Origin of the sequence: Phytomonospora sp. NPDC050363, from assembly GCF_040655735.1 — a bacterium.
GTDB lineage: Bacteria > Actinomycetota > Actinomycetes > Mycobacteriales > Micromonosporaceae > Phytomonospora.
The window spans coordinates 109,093-132,183 of record NZ_JBFAKK010000010.1; the positions used below are offsets into that span (position 1 = coordinate 109,093).

Sequence of the window (23,091 nt, forward strand, 5' to 3'; positions counted from 1 at the left end):
GCGAGACGACAAAAGGAGTGCATGCAGATGACCCCGATCCGTTCCGTGGTGCTCGCCGGGGGAGGGACGGGAGGGCACATCTACCCTCTCCTCGCCTACGCCGACTGCCTTCGGCGGCATGACCCGGACATCAGGATCACCTGCATCGGCACGCCCAAGGGCCTTGAGGCCGACATCATCCCCAAGCACGGCTACGACCTGCGGATGGTCCCGGCCCACCAGCTTCCCCGCAAGGTCAACATGGATCTCGTGCTGACCCTGCCGCGCATGGCCCGCGCCCGCAAGGTCACCCGGGAACTGCTCGACGAGGTCTCCGCCGACGTGGTCGTCGGTTTCGGCGGCTACGTCTCGGTGCCGGCCTACCTCGCGGCGAAGTCGCGCAAGACGCCGATGGTGATCTTCGAGTTCAACGACCCGCCGGGCTTCGCCAACAAGCTCGCCATGCGCTACAGCAACAACCTCGCCATCGGCTTCGAGCACCTGACCCGCACGGTCCCGATGCTGGCAGGCGGCACCGTCACCGGCGTCCCGCTGCGCCGCGACATCTCCACGCTCGACCGGGCCGCGCAGCGCGCCGCCGCCCGCCAGCACTTCGGGCTCGACCCGTACCGGCCGACCCTGTTCGTGTTCGGCGCCTCCCAGGGCGCCCGCTCGATCAACAACGCCGTCCTCGGTTCGGCCCGCGCCCTCACCGACGCCGGCATCCAGGTCCTGCACGTCATCGGTGCCCGCCGCGACGATCCCGTCGAGGTTCCCTCGGGCCTGGCGGCGCCGTACGTGACGATGCCGTTCCTGTCGGAGATGCACCTCGGCTACGCCGCCGCCGACCTGGTCATGTGCCGGGGCGGGGCGATGACCTGCGCCGAGGTGGCAGCCGTCGGACTGCCCGCCGCCTACGTGCCGCTCCCGTGGGGCAACAAGGAGCAGTACCGCAACGTCCGCCCGATCGTCGACTCCGGCGGCGGCCTGCTCGTCGAGGACGAGCAGCTCTCGCCCGAACTCGTCGTGCGCGATCTGATCCCGATCCTGCTCGACTCCTCGCGCCTGGCGCAGATGGGCGCCAGCGCGCGGGCCTTCGGCCGCACGAACGGTGACGAGTCCTTGCGCGAGTTCATGTACGAATCGGTGGCCCGCGGATGAAGATCGAACCCATGCACTCACCCACAGATGACGGCGTGACCGCCGAGGACCTCGGCCGTGTCCTGTTCATCGGCATCGGCGGCGTCGGCATGAGCGGCCTTGCCCGCCTCTACGCCACCCGCGGCCTGCCGGTCGGCGGCAGCGAGCTGCACGACTGGCCGTCCCTGCCCGAGCTGGCCGCCCTCGGTGTGACGATCCACCGCGAGCACGCGGCCGCCAACCTCGACGGCGTCGACACCGTGGTGCGCTCCACCGCGATCCCCGACTCCCACGTCGAGGTCGCCGAAGCCCACCGCAGAGGCGTTCGCGTCATGCACCGCTCGGAGGCGCTCGCCGCCGCGATGACCGGCCGCCGCTCGGTGGTGATCGCCGGAACGCACGGCAAGACCACCACCACGGCGATGACCACCGAGATCCTCGTCGGCGCCGGCCTCGACCCGTCCTACGTCAACGGCGGCGAGGCCTCGGTGTCGGGGAGCAGCGGTCAGCACGGCGACGGCGACCTCATCGTCATCGAGGCCGACGAGCACGACCGGACCTTCCTGCGGTACCGGCCCCACATCGCGATCATCACCAACGTCGACGCCGACCACCTCAACAACTACGGCGACATCGACAACCTGGAGGCGGCCTTCGCGGAGTTCGGGCGCGCCACCGACGCCGACGGCCTGATCATCCTGTGCGCCGACGACGAGCGCACCCGCCGCATCGCCGAGACGCTGCGGTCGGAGGGCCGCGACGTCGCCACCTACGGGACCGCCGCCGACGCGACCCTGCGCATCGACAAGGTGCACTCCACCAGCGACGGCGTGTCGTACCACGCGACCTACGAGGACGCCCCGCTCGGCGAGTTCTTCCTGCCCGTCCCGGGCGCGCACCTGGGCCTCAACAGCGCCGCCGCGCTGCTGGCCGCCCTGCGCCTCGGCCTGGAACCCGAGCAGGTGCGAGCCGGTCTCGCCTCGTTCAGCGGGGTCCGCCGCCGCTTCGAGCTGCGCGGAGAGGCCGGGGGCGCGCGCGTTTACGACGAGTACGCCTACCACCCGACGGCGATGAAGGCCGCGCTGTCGACGCTGGCCGGCATCCGCGAAGGCGGCCGCCTCATCGTGGTCTTCCAGCCCTACCGTGCATACCGGACCAGGGACCTGCGCGCCGAGATCGCCGAGGCCCTCGCGATCGCCGACCAGGTCGTGGTCATGGAGGTCTTCGGTCCCGGCGAGGACGTGCCGCTCAGCGAGGGCGGCGTGGCGCTCCACGCGGCCGTCGCGCTGCCCGACGAGGACAAGGTCTTCGTCCCCGAGTGGGACGACGTGCCCGGCGAGGTCGCCTCGCGCGTCCGGCCGGGCGACCTGGTGGTGACCATGGGGGCACCACCGCTGTCGCTCATGCCGCCGGTGATCCTCGCGGCGCTGGGCGGTCCGTCGAACACATAGGACAACGACACACAGGGGGCGCGAGTGCGCGACTGGCAATTGGTCAAACTGGCCCGGGCCACGAAACTGCCGCGAATCAGCCGCGCCATGCGCTTCGGGATCCTGGCGGCGGTGGTCCTCACCGTCGCCGGGGCCTGGATCCTCTACGGTTCGAGCGCCTTCGCGGTCACCGAGGTCCTGGTCAAGGGCGCGACCTTCGTCGAGACCGACCGGATCCGGCTGGCCGCCGACGTTGCGAAGGGAACCGCCCTCGCCGCCATCGACACCGATGAGGTGGCCGAGCGGGTACGGGGCGTCGCGCCGGTCGCCGAGGCGATCGTGTCCCGCGACTGGCCGCACACGCTTGTCGTGGAGATCACCGAGCGCACGCCCTATCTCGCCGTTCCGGGTGATGGGGGAGTGGGTCTGGTGGACAGTTCTGGAGTGGCGTACCGCACGGTCGAGGAGATTCCGCCGGGAATCTGGCCGGTCGAACTGAAAACGCCCGGGCCACAAGATCCCGCCACGATCGGCGTCCTCAGTGTTCTGTCCTCATTGGGCGAGCGCTTGCGAGCCGAACTCTTGTCCATCTCGGCACCCGCTCCCACCCGTATTGAGCTGCGGCTCAAGGGCGGACGGACTATCTTCTGGGGAGACGCCACGGACAACGTGGCCAAGTCGGAGGTGGCGACCGTCCTATTGGCACGGTCGGCCGATCATCTCGATGTCAGTGCCCCCGGGGTGCCGACAGTCCGCGATTAGGGGAATATGTGCGAAGATCGGCGACACGCCGGGGCGCATCCTTGGCTGCCGGGGATGAGCACCATACTTTGCGGACAGGCACGTATTGAACATGACCGCCCTATTGGGACTCACCAGGATCTAGAGCTTGCGCGTCGAGCCCACCTCTCAACATCGGGCCGGCCAGGGGAAGGGAAGGCATCCGATGACACCTCCACATAATTACCTAGCGGTCATCAAGGTTGTCGGCATCGGCGGCGGTGGAGTCAACGCGGTCAACCGGATGATCGAGGCGGGGCTCAAAGGCGTCGAGTTCATCGCCATCAACACCGATGCCCAGGCATTGCTGATGAGCGACGCCGACGTCAAGCTCGACGTCGGCCGCGAGTTGACCCGGGGACTGGGCGCCGGCGCCAATCCGGAGGTCGGCCAGAAGGCCGCCGAGGACCACCGCGACGAGATCGAAGAGGTGCTCAAGGGCGCCGACATGGTCTTCGTGACATGCGGCGAAGGCGGTGGCACGGGCACCGGCGGCGCGCCGGTGGTCGCCAACATCGCCCGCAAGATCGGCGCGCTGACGATCGGCGTGGTCACCCGCCCCTTCTCCTTCGAGGGGAAGAGGCGGCAGTCGCAGGCGGAGGAGGGAATAGACTCCCTCCGCAACGAGTGCGACACCTTGATCGTCATCCCGAACGACCGACTGCTGCACATGGGCGACCGGGGCATCTCCATGATGGACGCCTTCCGGCTCGCCGACCAGGTGCTGCTGTCGGGTGTCCAGGGCATCACCGACCTGATCACCACCCCTGGCCTGATCAACCTGGACTTCGCCGACGTCAAGAGCGTGATGAGCGGTGCCGGTTCGGCCCTCATGGGCATCGGCAGCGCCCGTGGCGAGAGCCGTGCCGTCGAGGCCGCCCAGGCCGCGATCTCCAGCCCGCTGCTGGAGCAGAGCATGGACGGGGCCCGGGGGGTCCTGCTGTCCATCGCGGGTGGATCGGACCTCGGTCTCTTCGAGATCAACGACGCCGCCCAGCTGGTCACCGACGCCGCCCACTCCGACGCCAACATCATCTTCGGTGCGGTCATCGACGACGCTTTGGGTGACGAGGTGCGCGTCACCGTCATAGCCGCCGGGTTCGACAGCGGCGAGCCGACCTACAAGCCCGTCGAAGCGACCAGGCCGATCCCGGCCGAGCGGGTCGAGCAGCCCGTCGAGCCCGTCCGTCACCACCCGCCGACCCAGCCGTCGAAGGTCCTCTTCGACGACGTCGACGTCCCCGACTTCCTGAAGAACGGGGCATGACCACCGCCGACGAGCGGGGTGAGGCGAGGCGGTCGGAACTGGCCGCCAACCTCGCCGACGTACGGGAGCGCATCGAGCACGCCTGCGCGCAGGCGGGACGCGCACCGGACACGGTGAGGCTGATCGCGGTCACCAAGACCTTCCCGGCCGGCGACGTCATGTCGCTGGCCGGGCTCGGCATCACCGAGATCGGTGAGAACCGCGACCAGGAGGCCGCGGCGAAGGCCGCCGCCCTGCGCGAGGCCGGCGTCGAGGTCCACTGGCACTACATCGGCCGGATGCAGCGCAACAAGGCCAAGTCCGTGGCCGCCTACGCCCACCTCGTGCACTCCGTCGACCGCCCCGGCCTGGTCACCGCCCTGGCCGACGCCGCCCGGGATCGCGAGTCGCCCCTCGGCTGCCTCATCCAGGTCAGCGTCGACGGCGACACCGCCCGCGGTGGAGTCGCCGAGAGCGAGCTGGGCGCCCTTGTGGACAGCGTCACCTCCCGGCCCGAGCTCGCGCTGCGCGGGATCATGGCCGTGGCGCCCATGGACTGGACGCCCGAGCGGGCCTTCGAGCAGGTCGCCGCACTGTCCGAAAAGGTCAGAGCCGCCGTCCCCGAAGCGGTCGAGATCTCGGCCGGAATGAGCGGGGATTTCCCCCAGGCGATCGGTTTCGGCGCGACACTCGTACGGATCGGATCAATACTGCTCGGATCCCGCTCCCATCTCAGGTAGCCTGGCGGCGAGGATCGAACTACACAGATGTGGTTCGCATCCTCCATGGGGGGCCGGACGGCCCCGGCTCAACCTGCGGCACGGGAGGGAAGGTCCGATGGGCGCGATGCGCAAGGCAGGTGTCTGGCTCGGCCTCATCGAGGACGAGGATGACCGCCACTACTCAGGCGACCGTTATGACGACGGTTTCGACGACGGCGACGAGTTCGACGACGCCGAGCAGCAGCGGCCGGTCGCGACCACCCGCACCTCGCGGGTGCGCCGGATCGAGCCGGTGCAGCGGGGCAACGTCCGCTCGCTCCCCCGCAGTGGGGGATCGGTCACACCGCTGACGCGGGACAACCTCGCGCTGGCGCCCCAGCTGACCGCCGAGCGGTCGCCGATGGCCGAGGAGAGTGCCGGTTACCGGATCACGACCCTCCACCCGACCACGTACAACGAGGCGCGCACCCTTGGTGAGCACTTCCGCGACGGGGTCCCGGTGATCATGAACCTGTCGGAGATGGACGAATCGGACGCGAAGCGTCTGGTCGACTTCGCCGCCGGGCTCGTGTTCGGGCTGCGTGGTAGCTTCGAGCGCGTGACCAACCGCGTGTTCCTGCTCTCACCGGCCAATGTTCAGGTCACCGCAGAGGACAAGGCCAAGATCGCTGGGGGCGAGTTCTTCAACCAGAGCTGAGACGAGGACGCCGCCTCCCATGGGGATCTTCTGGCAGGTGCTCTACCTGTGTCTTTACTTCTTCTTCATGCTGCTGATCGGGCGGCTGGTCGCCGAACAGGTGCTGGCCTTCGCTCGCCGGTGGCATCCGGGGCGCCGTGCTGCCGTCGGGATGGAGTTGGTCTTTAGTGCTACCGACCCTCCCCTGAAAGTATTGCGACGGATGATTCCGCCGCTTCGGCTTGGTACGGTGTCCGTTGACCTCGCCTTCATGGCGTTGCTGCTAATCGTGTACGTGCTTAAGCAGGTGGTCGTGCGGTCGCTGATGGAATCGGCGGTGGGGTGACGACACTCCACTGTCGACTCCCGGCGGCCTCGCACCGCCCGCAGGCTGACCCAAGGAGTTTCGGATGCCGCTGACCCCGGCCGACGTTCACAACGTCGCGTTTAAGAAACCCATGCTCGGAAAGCGAGGGTACGACGAGGATGACGTCGACACCTTCCTCGACGAGGTGGAGCGGGAGCTCGCCCGACTGATCGAGGAGAACAGCGAGCTGCGTGCGCAGGTCGAGCGTCTCCGGGCGGGTGCCGGTCCCGGCGTCGCCGACAACGCGGAGATGGCCGCCCAGCTGGAGCGTCTGCGTTCTGACAAGGCCGCCGCCGAGCAACAGCTGCGTGCGACGCAGCAGGAGCTCGAGCAGGTTCGTGCCGCCGGGCCCGGAGTGGGCGGCGCTGTCAGCGCGGCCGACGCCGAGCAGGGCGAGCAGCAGGCACTGCGTCTGCTGATGGTGGCCCAGCGCACCGCCGACGACCACGTCGACAGTGCCCGCCGTGAGGCCGACAAGGTCCTCGGCGAGGCTCGTGCGCAGTCCGAGGAGTTCGTGCGCGAGGCGCGCGCCAAGTCGGACAGCCTTGAGCGTGAGGCCCGCCAGCGTCACCAGGAGGTCATGGGCACCCTGGAGACCAAGCGCGCGGCGCTGCAGAAGCACATCGAGGAGCTCAAGGCCTTCGAGCGTGAGTACCGCACGCGCCTCAAGGCGTACCTGGAGAGCCAGCTGCGCGACCTGACGGGTCGCCCCGACGGTGTCGTCGAAGGCGTCGAGGTCGGAGCGGTCGAGGGTGGCCGCAACGGCGTCCCGGCCGGTGCCGCGGCTCTCACCGGTGGGTTCAACGGCACCCGGGGTGGGCTGCCGACGGACTAAATCGGGCATGTAGTTCAATGTGACGATGGTTACGTGTGGTTGGTGTGTGGCGTTTCGCGCGGTTGCCGGGGGGCATCCGTGTGCCGCCACCACCGCACACCAATCGTCCCGTAAGGGGGGTTCGCAATGATCGTCGGCAGTTTACTGATTCTCGTGGCCGCGGCCGGTCTGCTGGTCACCGGCCTGATGAATCACAACGACCTGTTCCTCGTGGGTTCGATCGCGGCGAGTGTCATCGCCGGTATCGGCCTGTACCTGGGTGCCCGGTCCGCCGGGCGTGACGAGGACGCCGAGGAGCACGCGGCCGGGGACTTCGAGGACCTGGCCGGCGGCACGGGCTCGCGCGAGGAGCGGCGGACCCTTCGGGAGCCGGCCTACGCGCGCCGGGAGCGCTTCGACGACCGCGCCGCCGATTTGGATGAGATCGGCGGTGGGGATCGCGAGGGGCGCTTCGACCGCTCGGATCGCCTCGACCGTCTCGAACAGCTCGAACGCGAGGCCCGCGTCGAGTCGCGTCCGGAGACGCCGCCGCCCGCGCGCCGGGTGGCAGCACCCACGGCCGCTGTCGCGGAGTCGTCCTCGGGTGAACCGGAGGACGCCGAGCTCGACGAGGACCTGGCCGACGAGCCGGGACCGATGTCGATCACGCGCATCGACCGGACGCGCCTGTCCGGGCTCACCGTGCCGGTCCAGGTGGTCGACGGCCGCCCGAGGTACCACCTCGCGGGGTGCGTGCACCTCCTCGGCAAGGAGGATGAGCCGCTCGCCGTCAATGAGGCGGTCGAGCTGGGCTTCACGCCCTGCGGGCTGTGCGAGCCGACGGCCGACGTGCTGGCCGACCTGAGCGTGCGCAGCGGGCGCTGAGGGTTCGGACGGTAAGCGAGAACTCGACCGCCGGGCGGCTTGGCCGTCCGGCGGTTTCGCTCGCCCCGAAAAGGGGAAACGGACGGTATGCCAACACCGTCGACGCTGTTTCCCGCGTCACCGTGCCCGGAGTCACTCCCGGTCCGCAGGGCGGCCCGCCGGGGCGCGACCGTTCGGGTCGCACTGTCCTCTGTGGAGCGGATCGGGTTCCGTCCCCGCTCAGCGGGGGTGCGGGCGAGAAGTCCGCGACGGACCGGTGCCGGCCGGTCGCGTGAGGTGATTGTGTCGCGGCGGTGTGTGGGCGTATTATGTGTCCTCACGCGCGGCGCATGCCGCGCTCTGTTTTATACCTGCCGGGGGGCGGCCATGGGCGATCGGAATTCGGGCACGGCTACGCGGAAGAAGGCCGCTGCGGGTGCCGGCACCGGCCGGTCGTCGACGGCGAACACCACCACTGCCGCCAAGCCCACCTCGGCGGCCGAGTCCACCAACGCAAAGGCCGCCGCGGAGTCCATTGGGGACACGGCGGTGACCGACGCTCCGGCGTCGTCTCTGGCCACGAAGGCCGGCGCGAAATCCACCCCCACCAAGACCCCTCCGGAGAGCGCAACCATGCCAGCTGCGAAGGCGACCGGCGGAACGCCGGCGAAGAAGACCGTTGCCACGAAGAAGGCGGCCGCCAAGAAGACCACCGCGCCCAGTGCCGCGGTCGAGGCCGCGCAGCGCAGCCCCGAAGAGGTCGAGCAGATCCGGGCCGCCCTCACCGAGCGGCTTGAGGAACTGCGCGCCGAGTACTCGCAGACCGTCACCGACATCGCCGAGCTGCAGCGCGACCGGCTCGCCGACTCCGCCGGGGACGACCAGGTCGACACCGGCTCGAAGACCCTTGAGCGCGAGCAGGAGATCACCCTCGCCAACACCATGCACGAGCGGGTGATCCAGGTGGAGCACGCCCTGGAGCGCCTGGAGGCGGGCAACTACGGCATGTGCGAGCGCTGTGGCAAGCCCATTCCGGCCGCTCGGCTGGCCGCCTTCCCGTCGGCTACCCTCTGCGTGGACTGCAAACAGCTCGAAGAACGCCGGTGAGCCCTTCCGTTCGCGGATGATCCCGGCGAGGTGCCAGCTTGGAGGAGCGCGCTGAGTACGGGAGAAGTGCCGGCCGGTGAGGCCGCCGAGGACGTCGAGGTGACCGCCGCGCGGCCGAAGTCGGTTCGGCGCCGCGGGTTCGTCCTGGGTGTGTTCTTCGCCGTCGGGCTGGGTTCGATCGCGCTGGACATCCTCACCAAGACCATCGCGGTCGAGTCCCTCCAGGGACGCGAGCCCGTGAAGCTGCTCGGCGGGCTGATCTACTTCGACCTGATCCGCAACGGCGGCGCCGCCTGGGGCATGGGCAGCGAGTACACGTGGGTGCTGTCCATCGTCGCGATGACGGTCAGCGCCGCCATCGCCGCGTACGTGTGGCGGGTGCGGTCGCTGCCGTGGGCGATCGCCTTCGGGCTGGTCTTCGGCGGCGCGCTCGGCAACATCGTCGACCGCGTCTTCCGGGCGCCCGGGGTCTTCCACGGGCACGTGGTGGACTTCATCAGTCCCTTCGAGCCCGGCGGGCAGGCCTACCCGGTCTTCAACCTCGCCGACTCCTCGCTGGTGATCGGCGTGTGCCTGGTGGTGCTCCTGGAGCTCACCGGCCGCCGCATGGACGGCACGCGGTACCGCAAGGAAGATAAGAAGGCCGAGAACGGCGAGTCGGGAGAGACCGTGAAGGAAGACCGCCGGTGACCGGTGTGGAGAGGTCGCTGCCGGTACCCGACGGACTCGAAGGCTCCCGCCTCGACCAGGCCGTCGCGCGCCTTTTCGGGCTGTCGCGCACGACCGCGGCCGAGCTCATCGAGCAGGGCGACGTGACCGTCGACGGCTCGGCTTCGGCGAAGTCCGACCGGGTGGCCGGGGGTTCGTGGCTGGAGGTGCGCCTCCCGCCGCCGCCGGGCGCCGCCGAGGAGACCGAGCCGCAGGAGGTCGAGGGCCTTTCGGTCATCTACTCCGATGACGACATCGTGGTGATCGACAAGCCGGTCGGCGTCGCCGCGCACTCCAGTCCGGGCTGGACCGGCCCGACCGTCACGGCGGGCGTCGCCGCCCTCGGGCACCGCGTCTCCAGCCATGGTGCCGCCGAGCGCCAGGGGATCGTGCACCGGCTCGACGTCGGCACCACCGGGATCATGGTCGTCGCCAAGAGCGAGCGGGCCTACACCCTGCTCAAGCGCGCCTTCAAGGAGCGCGAGGTCGACAAGCGCTACCACGCGGTGGTCCAAGGGCATCCGGATCCGCTGCGGGGCACCATCGACGCGCCCATCGGCCGGCACCCCAATCACGACTACAAGTTCGCCGTCGCCGCCGGCGGGAAGCCCAGTGTCACGCACTACGACACCGTCGAGGCGTTCCCGGCCGCGAGCCTGGTCGACGTCAAGCTCGAGACCGGCCGCACGCACCAGATCCGGGTGCACTTCTCGGCCCTGCGCCACCCTTGCGTCGGCGACCTCACCTACGGCGCCGACCCGACGCTGGCCGCGCGGGTGGAGCTCACCCGGCAGTGGTTGCACGCGCGAAGCCTTGCCTTCACCCACCCGGGTTCGGGACAGTGGGTGGAGTTCCACAGCGACTACCCTCAAGACCTGGCGCACGCGCTCGACATCTTGCGAGGCTGACCGGAGCGGCGGGCCCGCTCGGCGCGGACCGCCCGACCGACGACCACGCGCTCTACTTCGGAGGGTGCCCCCTCATGGGCCTCGGTGACCTGCTCCGCCGTATCGACCGCCGCCTCCTGCCCCCCGTCGGGCGGGGCATCCGCTGGATGCAGGCGGGGACCGGCCGCAGGCGCGTGATCACCTCGACGGCCCTGATCGGCTGCGCTCTGCTGGTCGTGGCCGCGGTGTGGTCCACCGACCAGCCGACCGAGCATGTCGACGACAGCGGCCCGGTCGTGCGCGTCGGCGTCAACGACGGCGAGTCGATCCCCGAGTACGCCGAGGACTCGCGGGTGGAACTGGCGCAGCTCGCCGAGCACTCCACGTCGCCGACGTGGGCGCTGGTGTCGCTGTCGGCCTACCTCGGGCCCGACGCGGTCGGGGAGATCACCAAGGGGCACGCCGTCGCCCGGGTCTACGCGCGCGTTCCGCTGCCGAACGCGCCCACCGAGATCATTTCGCTCGACATCGCCTCGATGCCGGGGGACCTGCTCGCCGAGATGGACCGGGCCGCCGCGAGCAAGGACGCCGACGCCGCCGCCTACGCCGGCCTCGCCGGGAAGCTCACCGGCGACAGCGAGCAGGAGAAGCGGCAGCGCGAGATCTACCTGACCGCGCAGGCGCTGGCCGAGGACGAGGCCGAGGCCTACCGTGCGCACTGCGAGTGCGCCTACGCGGTGGTCGTGCGGTCCACCCCGCAGAACCTGCTGGAGCTGTCCGGCCTCGACCTGGTCCGTGCGGTGGACGCCGCGCCGGAGATGCAGAGCTTCGACCGCGCGGTGTTCCTGCCCGCGCTGCCCGAGCAGCCGGGAATGGCCGGGCCGCCCGGCAGCGGCTTGAGTGAGGACGATCCGCCGGTCGGTGCCGCACCCGCGTCCAAGGCTCCGCGATGAGCGGGGGAGAATCGGTGGGCGTGGGGATCTCGCGCCAAGTCATTTTCCCACCGAAACCACCCGAAAGCACCCGGGCCAGGTGCGCCGGGTGCCCCGGCATCCGTAGCCTTGGGATTCACGTGAGCGCAGTCGGGAGGCGAGTGTGGAGTCGATAAGGACGCCGTACGGCCAAGAGGAGAGTGTGCCCAGGTGGCGGGCTCTGTTCGACCGTCGCGCCCGCAGTCACCGTGCCCCCGAGCCCGATCCGCCGCTCGCCCCGCAGGTTCCGACGCAGCCCGGCCCCGGTTACGGCTACGGCCAGTCGAGGCACGCGCTGCCGGTCGCCACGGTCGTGATGGAGGAGCTTCGCCGCGACCTCGGCCGCTGCCGGGTCGTCGCCTTCGCCAACCCCAAGGGCGGCGTGCACAAGACCACCGCGACGGTTCTCGCCGCCGCCACGCTCGGCACGGTCCGCGGACGCGGTGTCGTGGCGTGGGACAACAACGAGCTGCGCGGCACCCTCGGCCTGCGGGCGGGCACCGCCCGGCACGCGCGCACGATCCGCCATCTGGTCAACGACCTCATCCAGGTCGAGGCCGCCGGGCCGCAGATCACCGAGCGCATCGACGACTATCTGCGGCACTCCACCGACGGCTCCTTCGACGTGCTCGCCGGCGACGAGGACCCGAAGCTGGCCGGGAAGCTCGACCCGTCGACGGTCCTGCGCGTCCTCGACGTGCTGACCCGCACCCACGACATCGTGTGCATCGACACCGGCAACAACGTCGAGAGCCCGAACTGGCGGACCGTCATCGAGGCCGCCGACCAGCTCGTGATCACCACCGTCCCCCGCGAGGACGCCGCCTTCGCCGCCGACTGGATGCTGGACCTGCTCATCGAGAACGGCCACCGCGACCTCGTCGCCAACGCCGTGACGCTGCTGTCGTGCCCCACGCCGAACCCCGGCTCGCTGCTGACCGACCTGACCGCGCACTTCAACACCCGGACCCGGCGGGTCGCCGTGGTGCCCTACGACCCGACCCTGGAGGCCGGTTCGAGCATCCAGTACTCGATGCTCCAGCAGCCGACCAGGGACGCGTGGATCACCGCGGCGCACGCGATCGTGGAGCGCATCGGGTGACCGACGCCGTGGTCGCGCGCCGGTCACGCGGGCATGGCAGGATCTACGCGTGACAGCCGCCTCGCCAGATCCGCGCGACCCGGGCCAGCCCGGTTCGGCAACGCGGACCAACGACGCCCCGAACGACACCGCCGCCACGGGCGACGCCTGGGCCAGTCCGTACGAGGCCGCTTCGCCCGGCACCGGCGAGACCCGCGCCGACTCCGCCGACGCGGTGCCGTCGCCGGCTCACCGGCGTTCGCTGGGGAGCGAGTTCGCCTCCGGCGGGATCGTCGTCGGCGTCCTCGCGGTGCTCGGCATCCCCCTCGCCCTGCTCTGGCAGGCCCTTGCGCCGCGCGTCGAGCTGGTCGCCACGGAGACGGGCTTTCGCTACACCACGGAGAGCCCTGAGGGCTACGCGGGCGACGACGGAGTCTTCACCTTCCTCGGCCTCGGCTTCGGCGTCGTCGCCGCGATCCTGGTGTGGGCGCTGCTGCGCCGCGCGCGCGGCCCGATCCAGGTCACCGCACTGGTGCTGGGCTCCATCGCCTGCCAGGTCGTCGCGTGGCTGTTCGGCGAATGGTGGGGCCGCCTCGGCTTCGACGACATGCTCGCCGCCGCCGAACCGGGCCAGCACATCTTCCGCCCGCCCAAGCTCCTCATGATCAACTTCGATCCGGGTGCGGCCTGGGACAGCGTCCTGACCGGGAACCTCCTCGACGTCGGCGGGCACCTGCAACTCGGCGTGCTGGCCACCATGGCCCTGGCCGCCGTGTTCGTCTACACCGTCCTGGCCGGCTGGTCGCGCTACCAGTCCCTGAGCCGGGAGACCGAGACCACCCTTCCCACCATGCAGACCACGCCCCCGGATGGTGGGAGTCCCACCGCGGGTCGTCTACCCTCGTAGGGTGCTGAACCGCATTGATCTTCGAGGTACCGCGTCCATTCCGCAGGGACTCCTTCCCCGCGCGACCTTCGACGTGGCGGCGGCCCTGGACGAGATCCAGCCGCTGCTCGACGCGATCCGGCATCACGGCGCCGAGCCGATCCGCAAGATCACGGCCGAACGCGACGGCGTCGAACTCGGCTCCCTGCGCGTCCCCGCGCAGGCCCTGACCGACGCCCTCGACGCCCTCGACCCCGAGCTTCGCGCCGCCCTCACCGAGGCCACCGAACGCGTCCGCAAGGTCCACGCCGACCAGCGCCGCGCCGACGTCGTCACCGAGGTCGTCCCCGGCGGCGTCGTCACCGAACGCTTCATCCCGGTCGGCCGCGTGGGCCTCTACGTGCCCGGCGGCCTCGCCGCGCTCGCCTCCAGCGTCGTCATGAACGTCGTCCCGGCCCAGACCGCCGGTGTCCCCGACATCGCCGTGTCCAGCCCGCCGCAGCGCGACACCGGCCTGCCCGACGCCACCATCCTCGCCGTGTGCGCGATGCTCGGCGTCGACGAGGTCTACGCCGTCGGCGGACCCGCCGCGATCGGCATGTTCGCCTACGGCACCGACGAGTGCGTACCCGTCGACATGATCACCGGGCCCGGCAACATCTACGTCACCGCCGCCAAACGCGCCGTCCGCGGCCTCGTCGGCATCGACGCCGAGGCAGGCACCACCGAGATCGCCGTCCTGGCCGACGACACCGCCGACCCGGTCCACGTCGCCGCCGACCTCATCAGCCAGGCCGAACACGACCCCAAGGCGGCCAGCGTCCTGGTCACGACCTCGACCGCGCTCGCCGACGCCGTCGACGCCGCACTCGAAGACCAGGTCGCCGCCGCCAAGCACGCCGGCCGCATCGGCACCGCCCTGTCCGGCGAGCAGTCGGGCACCATCCTGGTCGACGACCTCGAACAGGGCCTGCGCGTCGTCGACGCCTACGCCGCCGAGCACCTGGAGATCCAGACCAGGGGCGCCCGCGGGCTCGCCATGCGGGTCCGCAACGCCGGGGCGATCTTCGTCGGCCCCTACTCACCGGTCTCGCTCGGCGACTACTGCGCCGGATCGAACCACATCCTGCCCACCGGCGGCTGCGCCCGGCACTCCCCGGGCCTGTCGGTGCAGAGCTTCCTGCGCGGCGTGCACATCATCGACTACAGCGAGCAGGCGCTGCGCGAGGTCGCCGGTCACGTCACCACCCTCGCCCAGGCCGAGGACCTGCCCGCGCACGGCACGGCCGTGACCGTGCGCTTCGCCCGAAGCCGAGAGCGGACCGAAGCATGAGCGCCGACGGCAGGACCATCAGCGACCTGCTGCGCCCCGACCTGCGCGGCCGCAGCCCCTACGGCGCTCCCCAACTCGACGTCGCCGTCAAACTCAACACCAACGAGAACTCCCACCCGCTGCCCGATGAGGTCGCCGCCGACATCGAGAAGGCGATCGGCGAGGTCGTGCGCGGCCTCAACCGCTACCCGGACCGCGACGCCGTCGCCTTGCGCGCCGACCTCGCCGGCTACCTCGGGTACGGACTCGACGTCCCGCGCGTGTGGGCCGCCAACGGGTCGAACGAGATCCTCCAACAGCTCCTCCAGGCGTTCGGCGGCCCCGGCCGCCGCGCCCTCGGCTTCACCCCGGCGTACTCGATGCACCCGATCATCGCCGCGGCCACGGGCACGGACTGGGTGGACGGCAAGCGCGAGGACGACTTCGACATCGACGCCGCCCACGCCGTCGCGCAGATCGCCGAGCACCGTCCCGACGTGGTCTTCCTGTGCTCGCCCAACAACCCGACGGGTACGGCGCTGCGCCCGGAAGTGCTCACCGCCGTCCTGTCGGCCGCGCCCGGCCTGGTCGTCGTCGACGAGGCCTACGCCGAGTTCGCCCGCCAGGGCACCGAAAGCGCGCTGACCCTGCTTCCGGGCCACGAGCGGCTGGTCGTGACCCGCACGATGAGCAAGGCCTTCGCCTTCGCCGGCGCGCGGCTGGGCTACCTCGCCGCCGACCCGGCCGTCGTCGACGCCCTCCAGCTGGTGCGCCTGCCCTACCACCTCTCGGCGCTGACCCAGGCCGCCGCGCGGGCCGCGCTCGCTCACGCCGCGACCCTGCTGTCCACCGTGGACGACATCAAGCGGCAGCGCGACCGGATGGTGACGAGCCTGACGGCGCTGGGCTTGCCGGTGGTGCCCAGCGACGCCAATTTCGTACTCTTCGGGGTGCCGGCCGATTCCCGCGCGGTGTGGCGCTCGTTGGTAGATAGAGGTGTGCTGATCCGCGACGTCGGGCTCGACGGCTGGCTGCGGGTCACCGCGGGCACCGCCGCCGAGGTCGACGCGTTCCTGACCGCGATTCGTGCGGTCCTGGCCGAAACCGGTGTGTGAGCCCCGCACGCCCACGAACGACGCACCATCCTTGAGGAGTAGCAGATGAGCCGGACCGCCGTCATCGAGCGGAAGACCGGGGAGACGAAGATCCGCGTTGCCCTCGACCTCGACACGCCCGGTGCGGTCGAGGTGTCGACGGGCGTGGGGTTCTTCGACCACATGCTCCACCAGCTCGGCAAGCACGGCGGCTTCGGCCTGTCCGTGCAGACCGACGGTGACCTGCACATCGATGCGCATCACTCCCTTGAGGACACCGCCATCGCCGTCGGCCAGGCCTTCGCCGAGGCCCTCGGCGACAAGGCGGGCGTGCGCCGCTTCGGCGACGCCACCGTCCCGCTCGACGAGGTCGCCGTCCGGGCCGTCGTCGACCTCTCGGGACGGCCCTACGTCGTCCACGAGGAGCCGCTGGACCTCGCGCCGATGATCGGGCCGCAGTACCCGACCAGCATGACCCGCCACATCTGGGAGTCCTTCGGCCACCACGCCCGCATCACCCTGCACGTCTCGGTGATCCGCGCGTCCAACCCGGGGCAGAAGCCCGACGCGCACCACGTCGTCGAGGCCCAGTTCAAGGCCGTCGCGCGAGCCCTGCGCGACGCCGTGCGGCTGGACGGCACCGCCGGCGTGCCCAGCACGAAGGGCATCCTGTGAACTCGGTCCTCCCGATCCTGCTGCTCGGGCTCGGCGGCCTCCTCGGCGGCGGCGCCTACTCGGTGCACAAGCAGGGCGGAAGCAAGCTCGCCGTCGGCCTCCTGCTGCTCGTCGGCCTGATCGCCATCGCCGGCGGCGTCCTGTGGCTCCTGCCTGGCGGCGGGGAATGACCGCCGAGATCGTCGTCGCCGACTACGGCAGCGGCAACCTCCGCTCCGTCGAGCGGGCCGTCGCCCGCACCGGCGCGAAGGTCACCGTCACCGCCGACCTGGCGGCCGCCCGCAACGCCGACGGGCTCGTCGTTCCCGGGGTGGGCGCCTTCGCCGCGTGCATGGCCGGCATCGAGGAGATCGGGCTCGGCCCGGTCGTCGCCGAACGCGTGGCCGCCGGCGCCCCTGTGCTGGGGATCTGCGTCGGCATGCAGGTCATGTTCGAGACCGGCGAGGAGCACGGTGTGATCACCAAGGGCCTCGGGCTGCTGCCCGGCGCGGTGACCCGCCTCGACGCCGAACTGCTGCCTTCGGTCCGCGTGCCGCACATGGGCTGGAACACCGTCGAGGCCGACCCGGACTTCGCCCTCTTCGAGGGGATCGGCACCGACGCGCGCTTCTACTTCGTGCACTCCTACGCCGCGCCCGCCGAGGTCGCCGGCGCGCAGATCGCCACCACCGTCCATGGTGGACGGTTTCTGGCCGCGGTGCGCAAGGGCGCGCTGTCGGCGACACAGTTCCATCCGGAGAAGTCCGGCGACACCGGCGCCGCGCTCCTCGCCAACTGGGTAGGGGAAATCTCGTGACACTCGAACTGCTGCCCGCCGTCGACGTGACCGGCGGCCAGGCCGTGCAACTCGTGCAGGGCGTCGCCGGCAGCGAACGCAAGTACGGCGACCCGCTGGAGGCCGCCCGCAACTGGCAGAGCCAGGGCGCCGAGTGGATCCACCTCGTCGACCTCGACGCCGCCTTCGGCCGGGGCAGCAACGCCCCGCTGCTGGCCGAGGTGACCGCCGCCCTCGACATCAAGGTCGAGATGTCCGGCGGGATCCGCGACGACGCCTCGCTGCGTCTGGCCCTCGACAGCGGGGCCACCCGTGTCAACATCGGCACCGCCGCCCTTGAGGACCCGGAGTGGTGCGACCGCGTCGTCGGCGAGTACGGCGACCGCGTCGCCATCGGCCTCGACGTGCGCGAAGGACGCCTCGCCGCCCGAGGCTGGACCCGCGAGGGCGGCGAACTCCTCGAAGTGCTCGCCCGCCTGGAGAAGGCCGGTTGCGCGCGCTACGTCGTCACCGACGTTCCCTCCGACGGGATGCTGTCGGGACCGAACCTCGCGCTGCTGCGGGAGGTCTGCGAGCGCACCGACAAGCCGGTGATCGCCAGCGGCGGCGTCTCGACGCTCGACGACCTGCGCGCCCTTTCGGCGCTGGCGGGCGACGGCGTGGAAGGCGTCATCGTCGGCACCGCCCTGTACGAGGGCAACTTCTCGGTCACCGACGCGCTGCGCGTGCTGCGCGAGTCCGGTGGGAGCGCCGGGCGGTGACCGTGCGGCGGATCGACTCCGGCGGCCGCTGGGAGCAGCAGTACGGCTACTCGCGGGCGGTCGCGGTCGGGCCCTGGGTGCTCTCCTCGGGCAGCACCTCGACGGTCAACGGCGTCGTCGCCCATGTCGGAGACCCCTACGCGCAGGCCCGCGAGGCGTTCCGGATAGCGCTGGACTCCCTGGTCGAGCTCGGCGCGGGCGTCGCCGACGTCGTGCGCACGCGCATGTACGTGACCGCACCGGAGTACGCCGAGGCCGTCGGGAAGGCGCACGGCGACCTGTTCGGCGTCGTGCGGCCGGTGGCCACGCTCGTGGTCGTCGCGCGGCTGCTCCATCCCGACCACCTGGTCGAGGTCGAGGTCGAGGCCTACCGGGAGAAGACCGAGGGGGAGTGACCCCTGTCGAGGCCGTGCCCCGTGGGGCACGGCCTTTTTCGCGCCCTTCGGCCACTCTGGTCACGATTCCACTAGAAACCGTTGCCACTCAACATAATCCCCGACCATTGACAACACTCCAGTGCTCGGGCACGGTATCCGGCAAGCGCTTTCACGTGGCAAAGGAGCTTCCAGTGAAACCGATTTCTATCTACCGTCCTCTGCGCACCGCCGCGCTCGCCGTCCTACTGCTCACGGCGGCGTTAGTCCCCGCCTCCGCGGCGGGAGCCGCACCCTCGGCGCAGGCACGCGCCTACTACGTCGACTGCTCCGGCAGCGGCGGCGACGGCAGCGCCTCCGCGCCGTTTCGCACTCTCGCCCAGGCCAACGCGGTCACCCTCGCGCCGGGCGACCAGCTCCTTCTCAAGCGGGGCGTCGCCTGCGCGGGCGGGCTCGCGCCCAAGGGCTCGGGCACGGCCGCCGCACCCATCACGATCGCCGCCTACGGCAGCGGCACCACCCGCCCGGTCGTCAACGGCGGCGGCACCGTCTACGCCGGTGTGCACCTGCTCAACATGCAACAGGTCGTCGTCCGCGGCCTTGAGATCACCAACAAGGGCACCACGGTCGCCGAGCGCAACGGCCTGCTCGTCGAGATCGCCGACATCGGCGTCGGCCGCGGCTACCGCGTCGACGACGTCTACGTCCACGACGTCAACGGCGGCGACTCCAAGGGCAGCAACGGCATCCAGTTCCGGGTCAGCGGCACCGCGATTCCGACCCGCTTCGACGGCGTGGTCGTCGAGAACAGCGAGATCCGCGCCGTCGACCGCGAAGGACTGACCACCGGGTCCAGCTGGGGATGCCGCGCCGTCTACGGCTGCACCGGCACCGAGAACTGGCTGGCCTCGACCAACGTCGTCTACCGGAACAACGTCATCCACGACATCGCCGGCGACGGGCTAGTGATGCGGGTGGCCGACGGCGCCCGCGTCGAGGGCAACGAGGTCTACGACGTGGCGCTGCGCTCACCGGGCAACAACGCCGGTCTGTGGACCATCAACAGCGACAACACGATCGTGCAGTACAACGAGGTCTACCGGGTCAACCGCGTCGCGGGCACCAATGACGGGATGGCCTTCGACTCCGACTTCGGCAACCGCGGGGTGGTCTTCCAGTACAACTACAGCCACGACAACGAGGGCGGCTTCATGCTGTTCTGCGGGGCCTGCGGCGGTGCCTCCAGCTCAACGGGCACGGTCGTGCGCTACAACCTGTCGGTCAACGACGGCTCGCGCATCCTCTACGCCGTGGGGGAGAAGGCCGCGCGGATCTACAACAACACCTTCTACCTGCCGAGCGCTTCGACCACCAAGATCATCGAGGACGGCGGCGGCAACACCTTCACGACCTGGTCGAACAACATCGTCTACAACCTCGGCAGCGGCGGCTACACCGGCGGAGCCGACCACACCTGGCGCGACAACACCTTCTACGGCAGCCACCCCGCGAGCGAACCGGCCGACCCCGGCAAGAGCACCGCCGACCCGCTGCTGGTGGCGCCCGGCGGTGGACCCGAGGGACACCGGCTTCAGAGTGCCTCGCCGGCGAAGGGGACCGGTACGGTCGTGGCGGGCAACGGCGGCCGCGACTACTTCGGTGGTCCCGTACCCGCCGTCTGCGCGCCCGACCGGGGCGCGCACCAGGCGTCGGCGTTCAGCGACGGGACCTGCCAGGCGCCGAACCTGGTCGCCAACGGCGGTTTCGAGAGCGGCACGACCGCCGGGTGGACGCCGTGGAACAGCGCGACGGTCACCACCGCCGCCGCGCACAGCGGAACCTACGGGCTGCGCGCCGGCCCGTCGCCGGCGTCGGTCGAACAGACCGTGGCGGTCGCGCCGAACACGACCTACGTCCTGTCGGGCTGGGGGCGGGTCAGCGCCACCGGGACGGAGCTGGTCATCGGCGTGAAGAACCACGGCGGGACCGAGGCCCGGATGCCGGCGTTCACCACGACGGCTTACGCGCCGGGCACCGTCACCTTCACCACGGGTCCGTCGAACACGACCGCACGCGTCTACTGCTACACGCGTCTGGGCGGCGGCGAGGGCCGCTGCGACGACGTCTCGGTGCGAGCGGTGTGATCAGGCCGGCTCGTCGAGGACCTCGGCGAGCCGGAACCGCACCAGCACCAGCGGGGTGTCCTCGTCGACGGTGAAGTCCGGGTCGCCGATGGCGTCGCGGAACTCCTTGTCGTGCCAGAACTCCTCGTGCGCGGCCCGCCAGCCGGGGACGTCGTCGTAGCCCTCGCCCTCGTCGATGGCGTGTTGGGCGTCCACCGCCGACAGGGGCGCCACGACGGCCGACGTGGTCTCGATGATCGCGACCCGGCGCCCGGCGGAGTCGACCACGGCGGCCAGGTCGCCGGCGACCGGAAGCGGGTCGCCGCAGTACTCGTAGTCGGCGAGCACCCCGGTCGTGGAGGTCTTCGCGCCGGACAGGATGGCCGCGACGAGCTGGTCGCGGAGCGGTCCGGGGAAGCCGAACTCGGCGAGCGGGAGGCCGGAGGCGTCGGTCGTCATGCGCGGGACGGTACGGGAGGCGAGAACCGCGGACCACCGGATATCGGATTCGCGGTGAACTCTCGTCTCGGGCCTGGTGCGGGCCGCGCACCCGTCAGTAGTCTGGCGTCCCGTCTCTCCCCTTTGGAGCCGCCGTGAAGATCCGCGCCGCCGTTTTGGCCTGCGTCACCACCGCCGCCGTTTTACTGCTCCCCGGAGCGGCCCACGCGGCGACCGACGCCGAGCTCGCCGCCCGCTGGGCGCCGGTCCACTATCAGGACACCGATTCCAGCGACTACGACGCCGACTATCTGTCGCGGGTGAGCTTCGACGGCGACTGGGACGCCGGGAACAACTGGGAGCACCAGGACGACGACCCGTCGCGCCTCACCGGCGCGGTGTACCAGTCGGTGGTGGAGACCTCGACGCACTGGTTCATCGTCTACTCCTTCTTCCACCCCAGGGACTGGGAGGACTTCGCCGACCCGCTCGGGCTCCACACGCACGAGAACGACATGGAGGGCGCCCTGCTGGTCGTCCGGCGCGACGGGAGTGCCTTCGGCAGGCTGGAGGCGATGATCACCGTCGCCCACAGCGACTTCTACTCCTACGTGCCGGCCGGGAGCCCTTTCACGTCGGGCCGGGAGAACATCGACGGCACCGTGGTCATGCGCACCGTCGACGGCGTTTCGCGCCCCACCACCCGTCAAGAGGCCAAGGGCCACGGCCTCTACGCCTGGAACAACGCCGGCTTCCCCGGCGGCGACGGCGTCGTCTACTACCCCGGCACCGCCGAAGTCCCCTCCGGCGGCAACGACTCCAGCGTCGGTTACACCCTTGTGGACACCTTCGCCGCCGGCGGTCTCTGGTCCCGCCGCTCCGATGCCCTGACCTTCGCCTCCCCCGGCACCTTCCGAGGCGACAACGGCAAGGACAACGCCGCCAACACCGCCTGGGGCTGGGACGACGGCAACGACGGAAGTGACTTGCAGCGCGGTCTGCCGGCGACGGACCCGGCGAAGCTGGTGGCGGCGTATTTCGACGGCACTGGGGAGTTCGCGCTGGGGTACACGAGGAACGGGTATCGGTAGGTTCTTCAGTTCGTCGGACCCTCCACTTCACACCGCCGGACGGCGTCGAACCCGTCGGATATATGCACTCCCTCAACGAGAGCGAACCCTCGATGGGCGATTCGCCGCCGCCGCCTCCTACCGCTGGCCCTTCGACTCCACCGACGCCGCCGGAACAGCGCACACGATCACGTCTCTCCATGCGCCAGTGCCCGGCTGGAACCGCTGGCGCTACGGCCACGACCTCGGCTTCGGTGACGGGGTGACCGTGAACGACTCCGGTACCGACGTCCACCTGGACGGTTCGGGATGCACGAGCACCTCGGCCCAGGTCGTCCCCACGGACGCGTCCTTCACCGTCGGGGCATGGGCACGGCTGAACGACAAGTCCGCCGACCACGACGTGATCGCCCGGAGCGACGGCACCCGGTCCGGCTTCCGCGTCCAATACCACCGCGCCGGCGACCGGTGGCGTGTCTCGATGGCTTCCGGATCAATGAACGTGCCCGGCCCGCTGACGGCCGGATGCGCCCCGGACGGCCCCGGCGGCTGGGTCGGCGATCTGGCCCACCCGTACGTCTACTTCGGGGCCTACACCGACATGGTCTCCACGCCGTGGAACCCGCACAAGGGTTTTCCGCTCCAAGGCCTCCCCGCCGACCGGGGACACGCGGGAGCGGTGCCGGAGAGCCGCGACAGCGAGGGACTGCCGACCCTGACCCGACACCCGGAACTGCCACGCCGCTCCCCGCACCCTCTTGTCGAGTTCCGGAGGCTTCTCCGCCGCGCCGGTCACCTCGCCCGCAGGTGA

The 23,091-nt window shown here is 70.7% G+C and carries 26 protein-coding genes and 1 pseudogene; 25 read left to right on the forward strand and 2 right to left on the reverse strand.

Translation table 11 applies throughout. The features are described from left to right. Positions 1-27 precede the first annotated feature (27 nt). From murG to AB0I28_RS25800, 9 genes are all read left to right on the forward strand, one after another. On the forward strand, positions 28-1,140 hold the full coding sequence (gene murG, locus AB0I28_RS25760) for an undecaprenyldiphospho-muramoylpentapeptide beta-N-acetylglucosaminyltransferase (protein WP_357497426.1): 1,113 nt from the start codon (positions 28-30) through the stop codon (positions 1,138-1,140). Between the two features lie 11 nt (positions 1,141-1,151). Further along, positions 1,152-2,570: a UDP-N-acetylmuramate--L-alanine ligase gene (gene murC, locus AB0I28_RS25765; protein WP_357497428.1), complete on the forward strand. Its 1,419-nt coding sequence runs from the start codon at positions 1,152-1,154 to the stop codon at positions 2,568-2,570. A gap of 24 nt (positions 2,571-2,594) precedes the next feature. Continuing rightward, a complete protein-coding gene (locus AB0I28_RS25770) occupies positions 2,595-3,311 on the forward strand; it encodes an FtsQ-type POTRA domain-containing protein (RefSeq protein ID WP_357497430.1) in 717 nt (238 codons plus the stop codon). Between the two features lie 184 nt (positions 3,312-3,495). After that, complete coding sequence (gene ftsZ, locus AB0I28_RS25775; RefSeq protein ID WP_357497432.1) at positions 3,496-4,596, forward strand: cell division protein FtsZ; 1,101 nt, start codon at positions 3,496-3,498, stop codon at positions 4,594-4,596. After that, on the forward strand, positions 4,593-5,315 hold the full coding sequence (locus AB0I28_RS25780) for a YggS family pyridoxal phosphate-dependent enzyme (protein WP_357497434.1): 723 nt from the start codon (positions 4,593-4,595) through the stop codon (positions 5,313-5,315). The genes ftsZ and AB0I28_RS25780 overlap by 4 nt, the downstream gene beginning before the upstream one ends. Before the next feature lie 97 nt (positions 5,316-5,412). Further along, positions 5,413-5,994, forward strand: a complete 582-nt coding sequence (gene sepF / locus AB0I28_RS25785; RefSeq protein WP_357497436.1) for a cell division protein SepF — start codon at positions 5,413-5,415, stop codon at positions 5,992-5,994. A gap of 19 nt (positions 5,995-6,013) precedes the next feature. Further along, positions 6,014-6,319, forward strand: a complete 306-nt coding sequence (locus AB0I28_RS25790; RefSeq protein WP_357497437.1) for a YggT family protein — start codon at positions 6,014-6,016, stop codon at positions 6,317-6,319. Positions 6,320-6,383: 64 nt separating this feature from the next. Beyond that, complete coding sequence (locus tag AB0I28_RS25795; protein ID WP_357497439.1) at positions 6,384-7,175, forward strand: DivIVA domain-containing protein; 792 nt, start codon at positions 6,384-6,386, stop codon at positions 7,173-7,175. Between the two features lie 126 nt (positions 7,176-7,301). Next, entirely contained in the window at positions 7,302-8,039 is a 738-nt protein-coding gene (locus tag AB0I28_RS25800) for a hypothetical protein (protein WP_357497441.1), read from the forward strand. Between the two features lie 344 nt (positions 8,040-8,383). Here the strand turns inward: AB0I28_RS25800 and AB0I28_RS25805 are convergent, their stop codons facing one another. Further along, positions 8,384-8,653: a hypothetical protein gene (locus AB0I28_RS25805; protein WP_357497443.1), complete on the reverse strand. Its 270-nt coding sequence runs from the start codon at positions 8,651-8,653 to the stop codon at positions 8,384-8,386. Here AB0I28_RS25805 and AB0I28_RS25810 point away from each other — a divergent pair. The 14 genes and pseudogenes from AB0I28_RS25810 (at position 8,652) to AB0I28_RS25875 (ending at position 20,793) form a co-directional block, all read left to right on the forward strand. Beyond that, complete coding sequence (locus tag AB0I28_RS25810) at positions 8,652-9,125, forward strand: TraR/DksA C4-type zinc finger protein (RefSeq protein WP_357497445.1); 474 nt, start codon at positions 8,652-8,654, stop codon at positions 9,123-9,125. The genes AB0I28_RS25805 and AB0I28_RS25810 overlap by 2 nt on opposite strands. 66 nt (positions 9,126-9,191) lie before the next feature. Next, positions 9,192-9,815 carry a signal peptidase II gene (lspA, locus tag AB0I28_RS25815; RefSeq protein ID WP_357497447.1) on the forward strand — a complete coding sequence of 208 codons (624 nt, stop codon included), beginning with the start codon at positions 9,192-9,194 and terminating at the stop codon, positions 9,813-9,815. After that, entirely contained in the window at positions 9,812-10,741 is a 930-nt protein-coding gene (locus tag AB0I28_RS25820) for an RluA family pseudouridine synthase (protein ID WP_357497448.1), read from the forward strand. The genes lspA and AB0I28_RS25820 overlap by 4 nt, the downstream gene beginning before the upstream one ends. Before the next feature lie 74 nt (positions 10,742-10,815). Beyond that, entirely contained in the window at positions 10,816-11,673 is an 858-nt protein-coding gene (locus AB0I28_RS25825; RefSeq protein ID WP_357497450.1) for a hypothetical protein, read from the forward strand. A 343-nt stretch (positions 11,674-12,016) separates the two neighbouring features. Next, positions 12,017-12,793, forward strand: a pseudogene (locus AB0I28_RS25830) (AAA family ATPase); the annotation flags it as partial. Positions 12,794-12,842: 49 nt separating this feature from the next. Next, on the forward strand, positions 12,843-13,679 hold the full coding sequence (locus tag AB0I28_RS25835) for a DUF2567 domain-containing protein (RefSeq protein WP_357497451.1): 837 nt from the start codon (positions 12,843-12,845) through the stop codon (positions 13,677-13,679). Between the two features lies 1 nt (position 13,680). Continuing rightward, a complete protein-coding gene (hisD, locus tag AB0I28_RS25840; protein ID WP_357497453.1) occupies positions 13,681-14,991 on the forward strand; it encodes a histidinol dehydrogenase in 1,311 nt (436 codons plus the stop codon). Further along, positions 14,988-16,085 carry a histidinol-phosphate transaminase gene (locus tag AB0I28_RS25845; protein ID WP_357497455.1) on the forward strand — a complete coding sequence of 366 codons (1,098 nt, stop codon included), beginning with the start codon at positions 14,988-14,990 and terminating at the stop codon, positions 16,083-16,085. Before hisD ends, AB0I28_RS25845 begins: the two co-directional genes overlap by 4 nt. 45 nt (positions 16,086-16,130) lie before the next feature. After that, positions 16,131-16,739 (forward strand): imidazoleglycerol-phosphate dehydratase HisB, encoded by a 609-nt coding sequence (hisB, locus tag AB0I28_RS25850; RefSeq protein WP_357497457.1) that lies wholly within the window; start codon positions 16,131-16,133, stop codon positions 16,737-16,739. Then, positions 16,736-16,909, forward strand: coding sequence for a hypothetical protein (locus AB0I28_RS25855; protein ID WP_357497459.1), 174 nt, complete (start codon positions 16,736-16,738; stop codon positions 16,907-16,909). The genes hisB and AB0I28_RS25855 overlap by 4 nt, the downstream gene beginning before the upstream one ends. Continuing rightward, complete coding sequence (gene hisH, locus AB0I28_RS25860) at positions 16,906-17,535, forward strand: imidazole glycerol phosphate synthase subunit HisH (RefSeq protein WP_357497461.1); 630 nt, start codon at positions 16,906-16,908, stop codon at positions 17,533-17,535. The genes AB0I28_RS25855 and hisH overlap by 4 nt, the downstream gene beginning before the upstream one ends. Further along, positions 17,532-18,275: a bifunctional 1-(5-phosphoribosyl)-5-((5-phosphoribosylamino)methylideneamino)imidazole-4-carboxamide isomerase/phosphoribosylanthranilate isomerase PriA gene (gene priA, locus AB0I28_RS25865; protein WP_357497462.1), complete on the forward strand. Its 744-nt coding sequence runs from the start codon at positions 17,532-17,534 to the stop codon at positions 18,273-18,275. The genes hisH and priA overlap by 4 nt, the downstream gene beginning before the upstream one ends. After that, positions 18,272-18,670, forward strand: a complete 399-nt coding sequence (locus AB0I28_RS25870; RefSeq protein WP_357497464.1) for a RidA family protein — start codon at positions 18,272-18,274, stop codon at positions 18,668-18,670. Before priA ends, AB0I28_RS25870 begins: the two co-directional genes overlap by 4 nt. A 173-nt stretch (positions 18,671-18,843) precedes the next feature. Then, positions 18,844-20,793 carry a carbohydrate binding domain-containing protein gene (locus tag AB0I28_RS25875; protein ID WP_357497466.1) on the forward strand — a complete coding sequence of 650 codons (1,950 nt, stop codon included), beginning with the start codon at positions 18,844-18,846 and terminating at the stop codon, positions 20,791-20,793. Here AB0I28_RS25875 and AB0I28_RS25880 read toward each other — a convergent pair whose 3' ends face one another. Continuing rightward, the gene (locus tag AB0I28_RS25880; protein ID WP_357497468.1) at positions 20,794-21,231 is read right to left on the reverse strand and encodes an ASCH domain-containing protein; all 438 of its coding nucleotides are present in this window, start codon (positions 21,229-21,231) and stop codon (positions 20,794-20,796) included. A 134-nt stretch (positions 21,232-21,365) separates the two neighbouring features. Between AB0I28_RS25880 and AB0I28_RS25885 the strand changes: the two genes are divergently transcribed. Then, a complete protein-coding gene (locus AB0I28_RS25885; protein ID WP_357497470.1) occupies positions 21,366-22,301 on the forward strand; it encodes a hypothetical protein in 936 nt (311 codons plus the stop codon). Between the two features lie 187 nt (positions 22,302-22,488). Beyond that, entirely contained in the window at positions 22,489-23,091 is a 603-nt protein-coding gene (locus AB0I28_RS25890; RefSeq protein WP_357497471.1) for a hypothetical protein, read from the forward strand.

Excerpts from the sequence above, each read along its gene's own strand:
- murG (WP_357497426.1), top strand. The coding sequence starts at position 28 with ATGACCCCGATCCGTTCCGTGGTGCTCGCCGGGGGAGGGACGGGAGGG.
- murC (WP_357497428.1), top strand. The coding sequence starts at position 1,152 with ATGCACTCACCCACAGATGACGGCGTGACCGCCGAGGACCTCGGCCGT.
- ftsZ (WP_357497432.1), top strand. The coding sequence starts at position 3,496 with ATGACACCTCCACATAATTACCTAGCGGTCATCAAGGTTGTCGGCATC.
- AB0I28_RS25780 (WP_357497434.1), top strand. The coding sequence starts at position 4,593 with ATGACCACCGCCGACGAGCGGGGTGAGGCGAGGCGGTCGGAACTGGCC.
- sepF (WP_357497436.1), top strand. The coding sequence starts at position 5,413 with ATGGGCGCGATGCGCAAGGCAGGTGTCTGGCTCGGCCTCATCGAGGAC.
- AB0I28_RS25790 (WP_357497437.1), top strand. The coding sequence starts at position 6,014 with ATGGGGATCTTCTGGCAGGTGCTCTACCTGTGTCTTTACTTCTTCTTC.
- AB0I28_RS25795 (WP_357497439.1), top strand. The coding sequence starts at position 6,384 with ATGCCGCTGACCCCGGCCGACGTTCACAACGTCGCGTTTAAGAAACCC.
- AB0I28_RS25800 (WP_357497441.1), top strand. The coding sequence starts at position 7,302 with ATGATCGTCGGCAGTTTACTGATTCTCGTGGCCGCGGCCGGTCTGCTG.
- AB0I28_RS25810 (WP_357497445.1), top strand. The coding sequence starts at position 8,652 with ATGCCAGCTGCGAAGGCGACCGGCGGAACGCCGGCGAAGAAGACCGTT.
- AB0I28_RS25805 (WP_357497443.1), bottom strand. The coding sequence starts at position 8,653 with ATGGTTGCGCTCTCCGGAGGGGTCTTGGTGGGGGTGGATTTCGCGCCG.
- AB0I28_RS25825 (WP_357497450.1), top strand. The coding sequence starts at position 10,816 with ATGGGCCTCGGTGACCTGCTCCGCCGTATCGACCGCCGCCTCCTGCCC.
- AB0I28_RS25845 (WP_357497455.1), top strand. The coding sequence starts at position 14,988 with ATGAGCGCCGACGGCAGGACCATCAGCGACCTGCTGCGCCCCGACCTG.
- hisB (WP_357497457.1), top strand. The coding sequence starts at position 16,131 with ATGAGCCGGACCGCCGTCATCGAGCGGAAGACCGGGGAGACGAAGATC.
- hisH (WP_357497461.1), top strand. The coding sequence starts at position 16,906 with ATGACCGCCGAGATCGTCGTCGCCGACTACGGCAGCGGCAACCTCCGC.
- AB0I28_RS25880 (WP_357497468.1), bottom strand. The coding sequence starts at position 21,231 with ATGACGACCGACGCCTCCGGCCTCCCGCTCGCCGAGTTCGGCTTCCCC.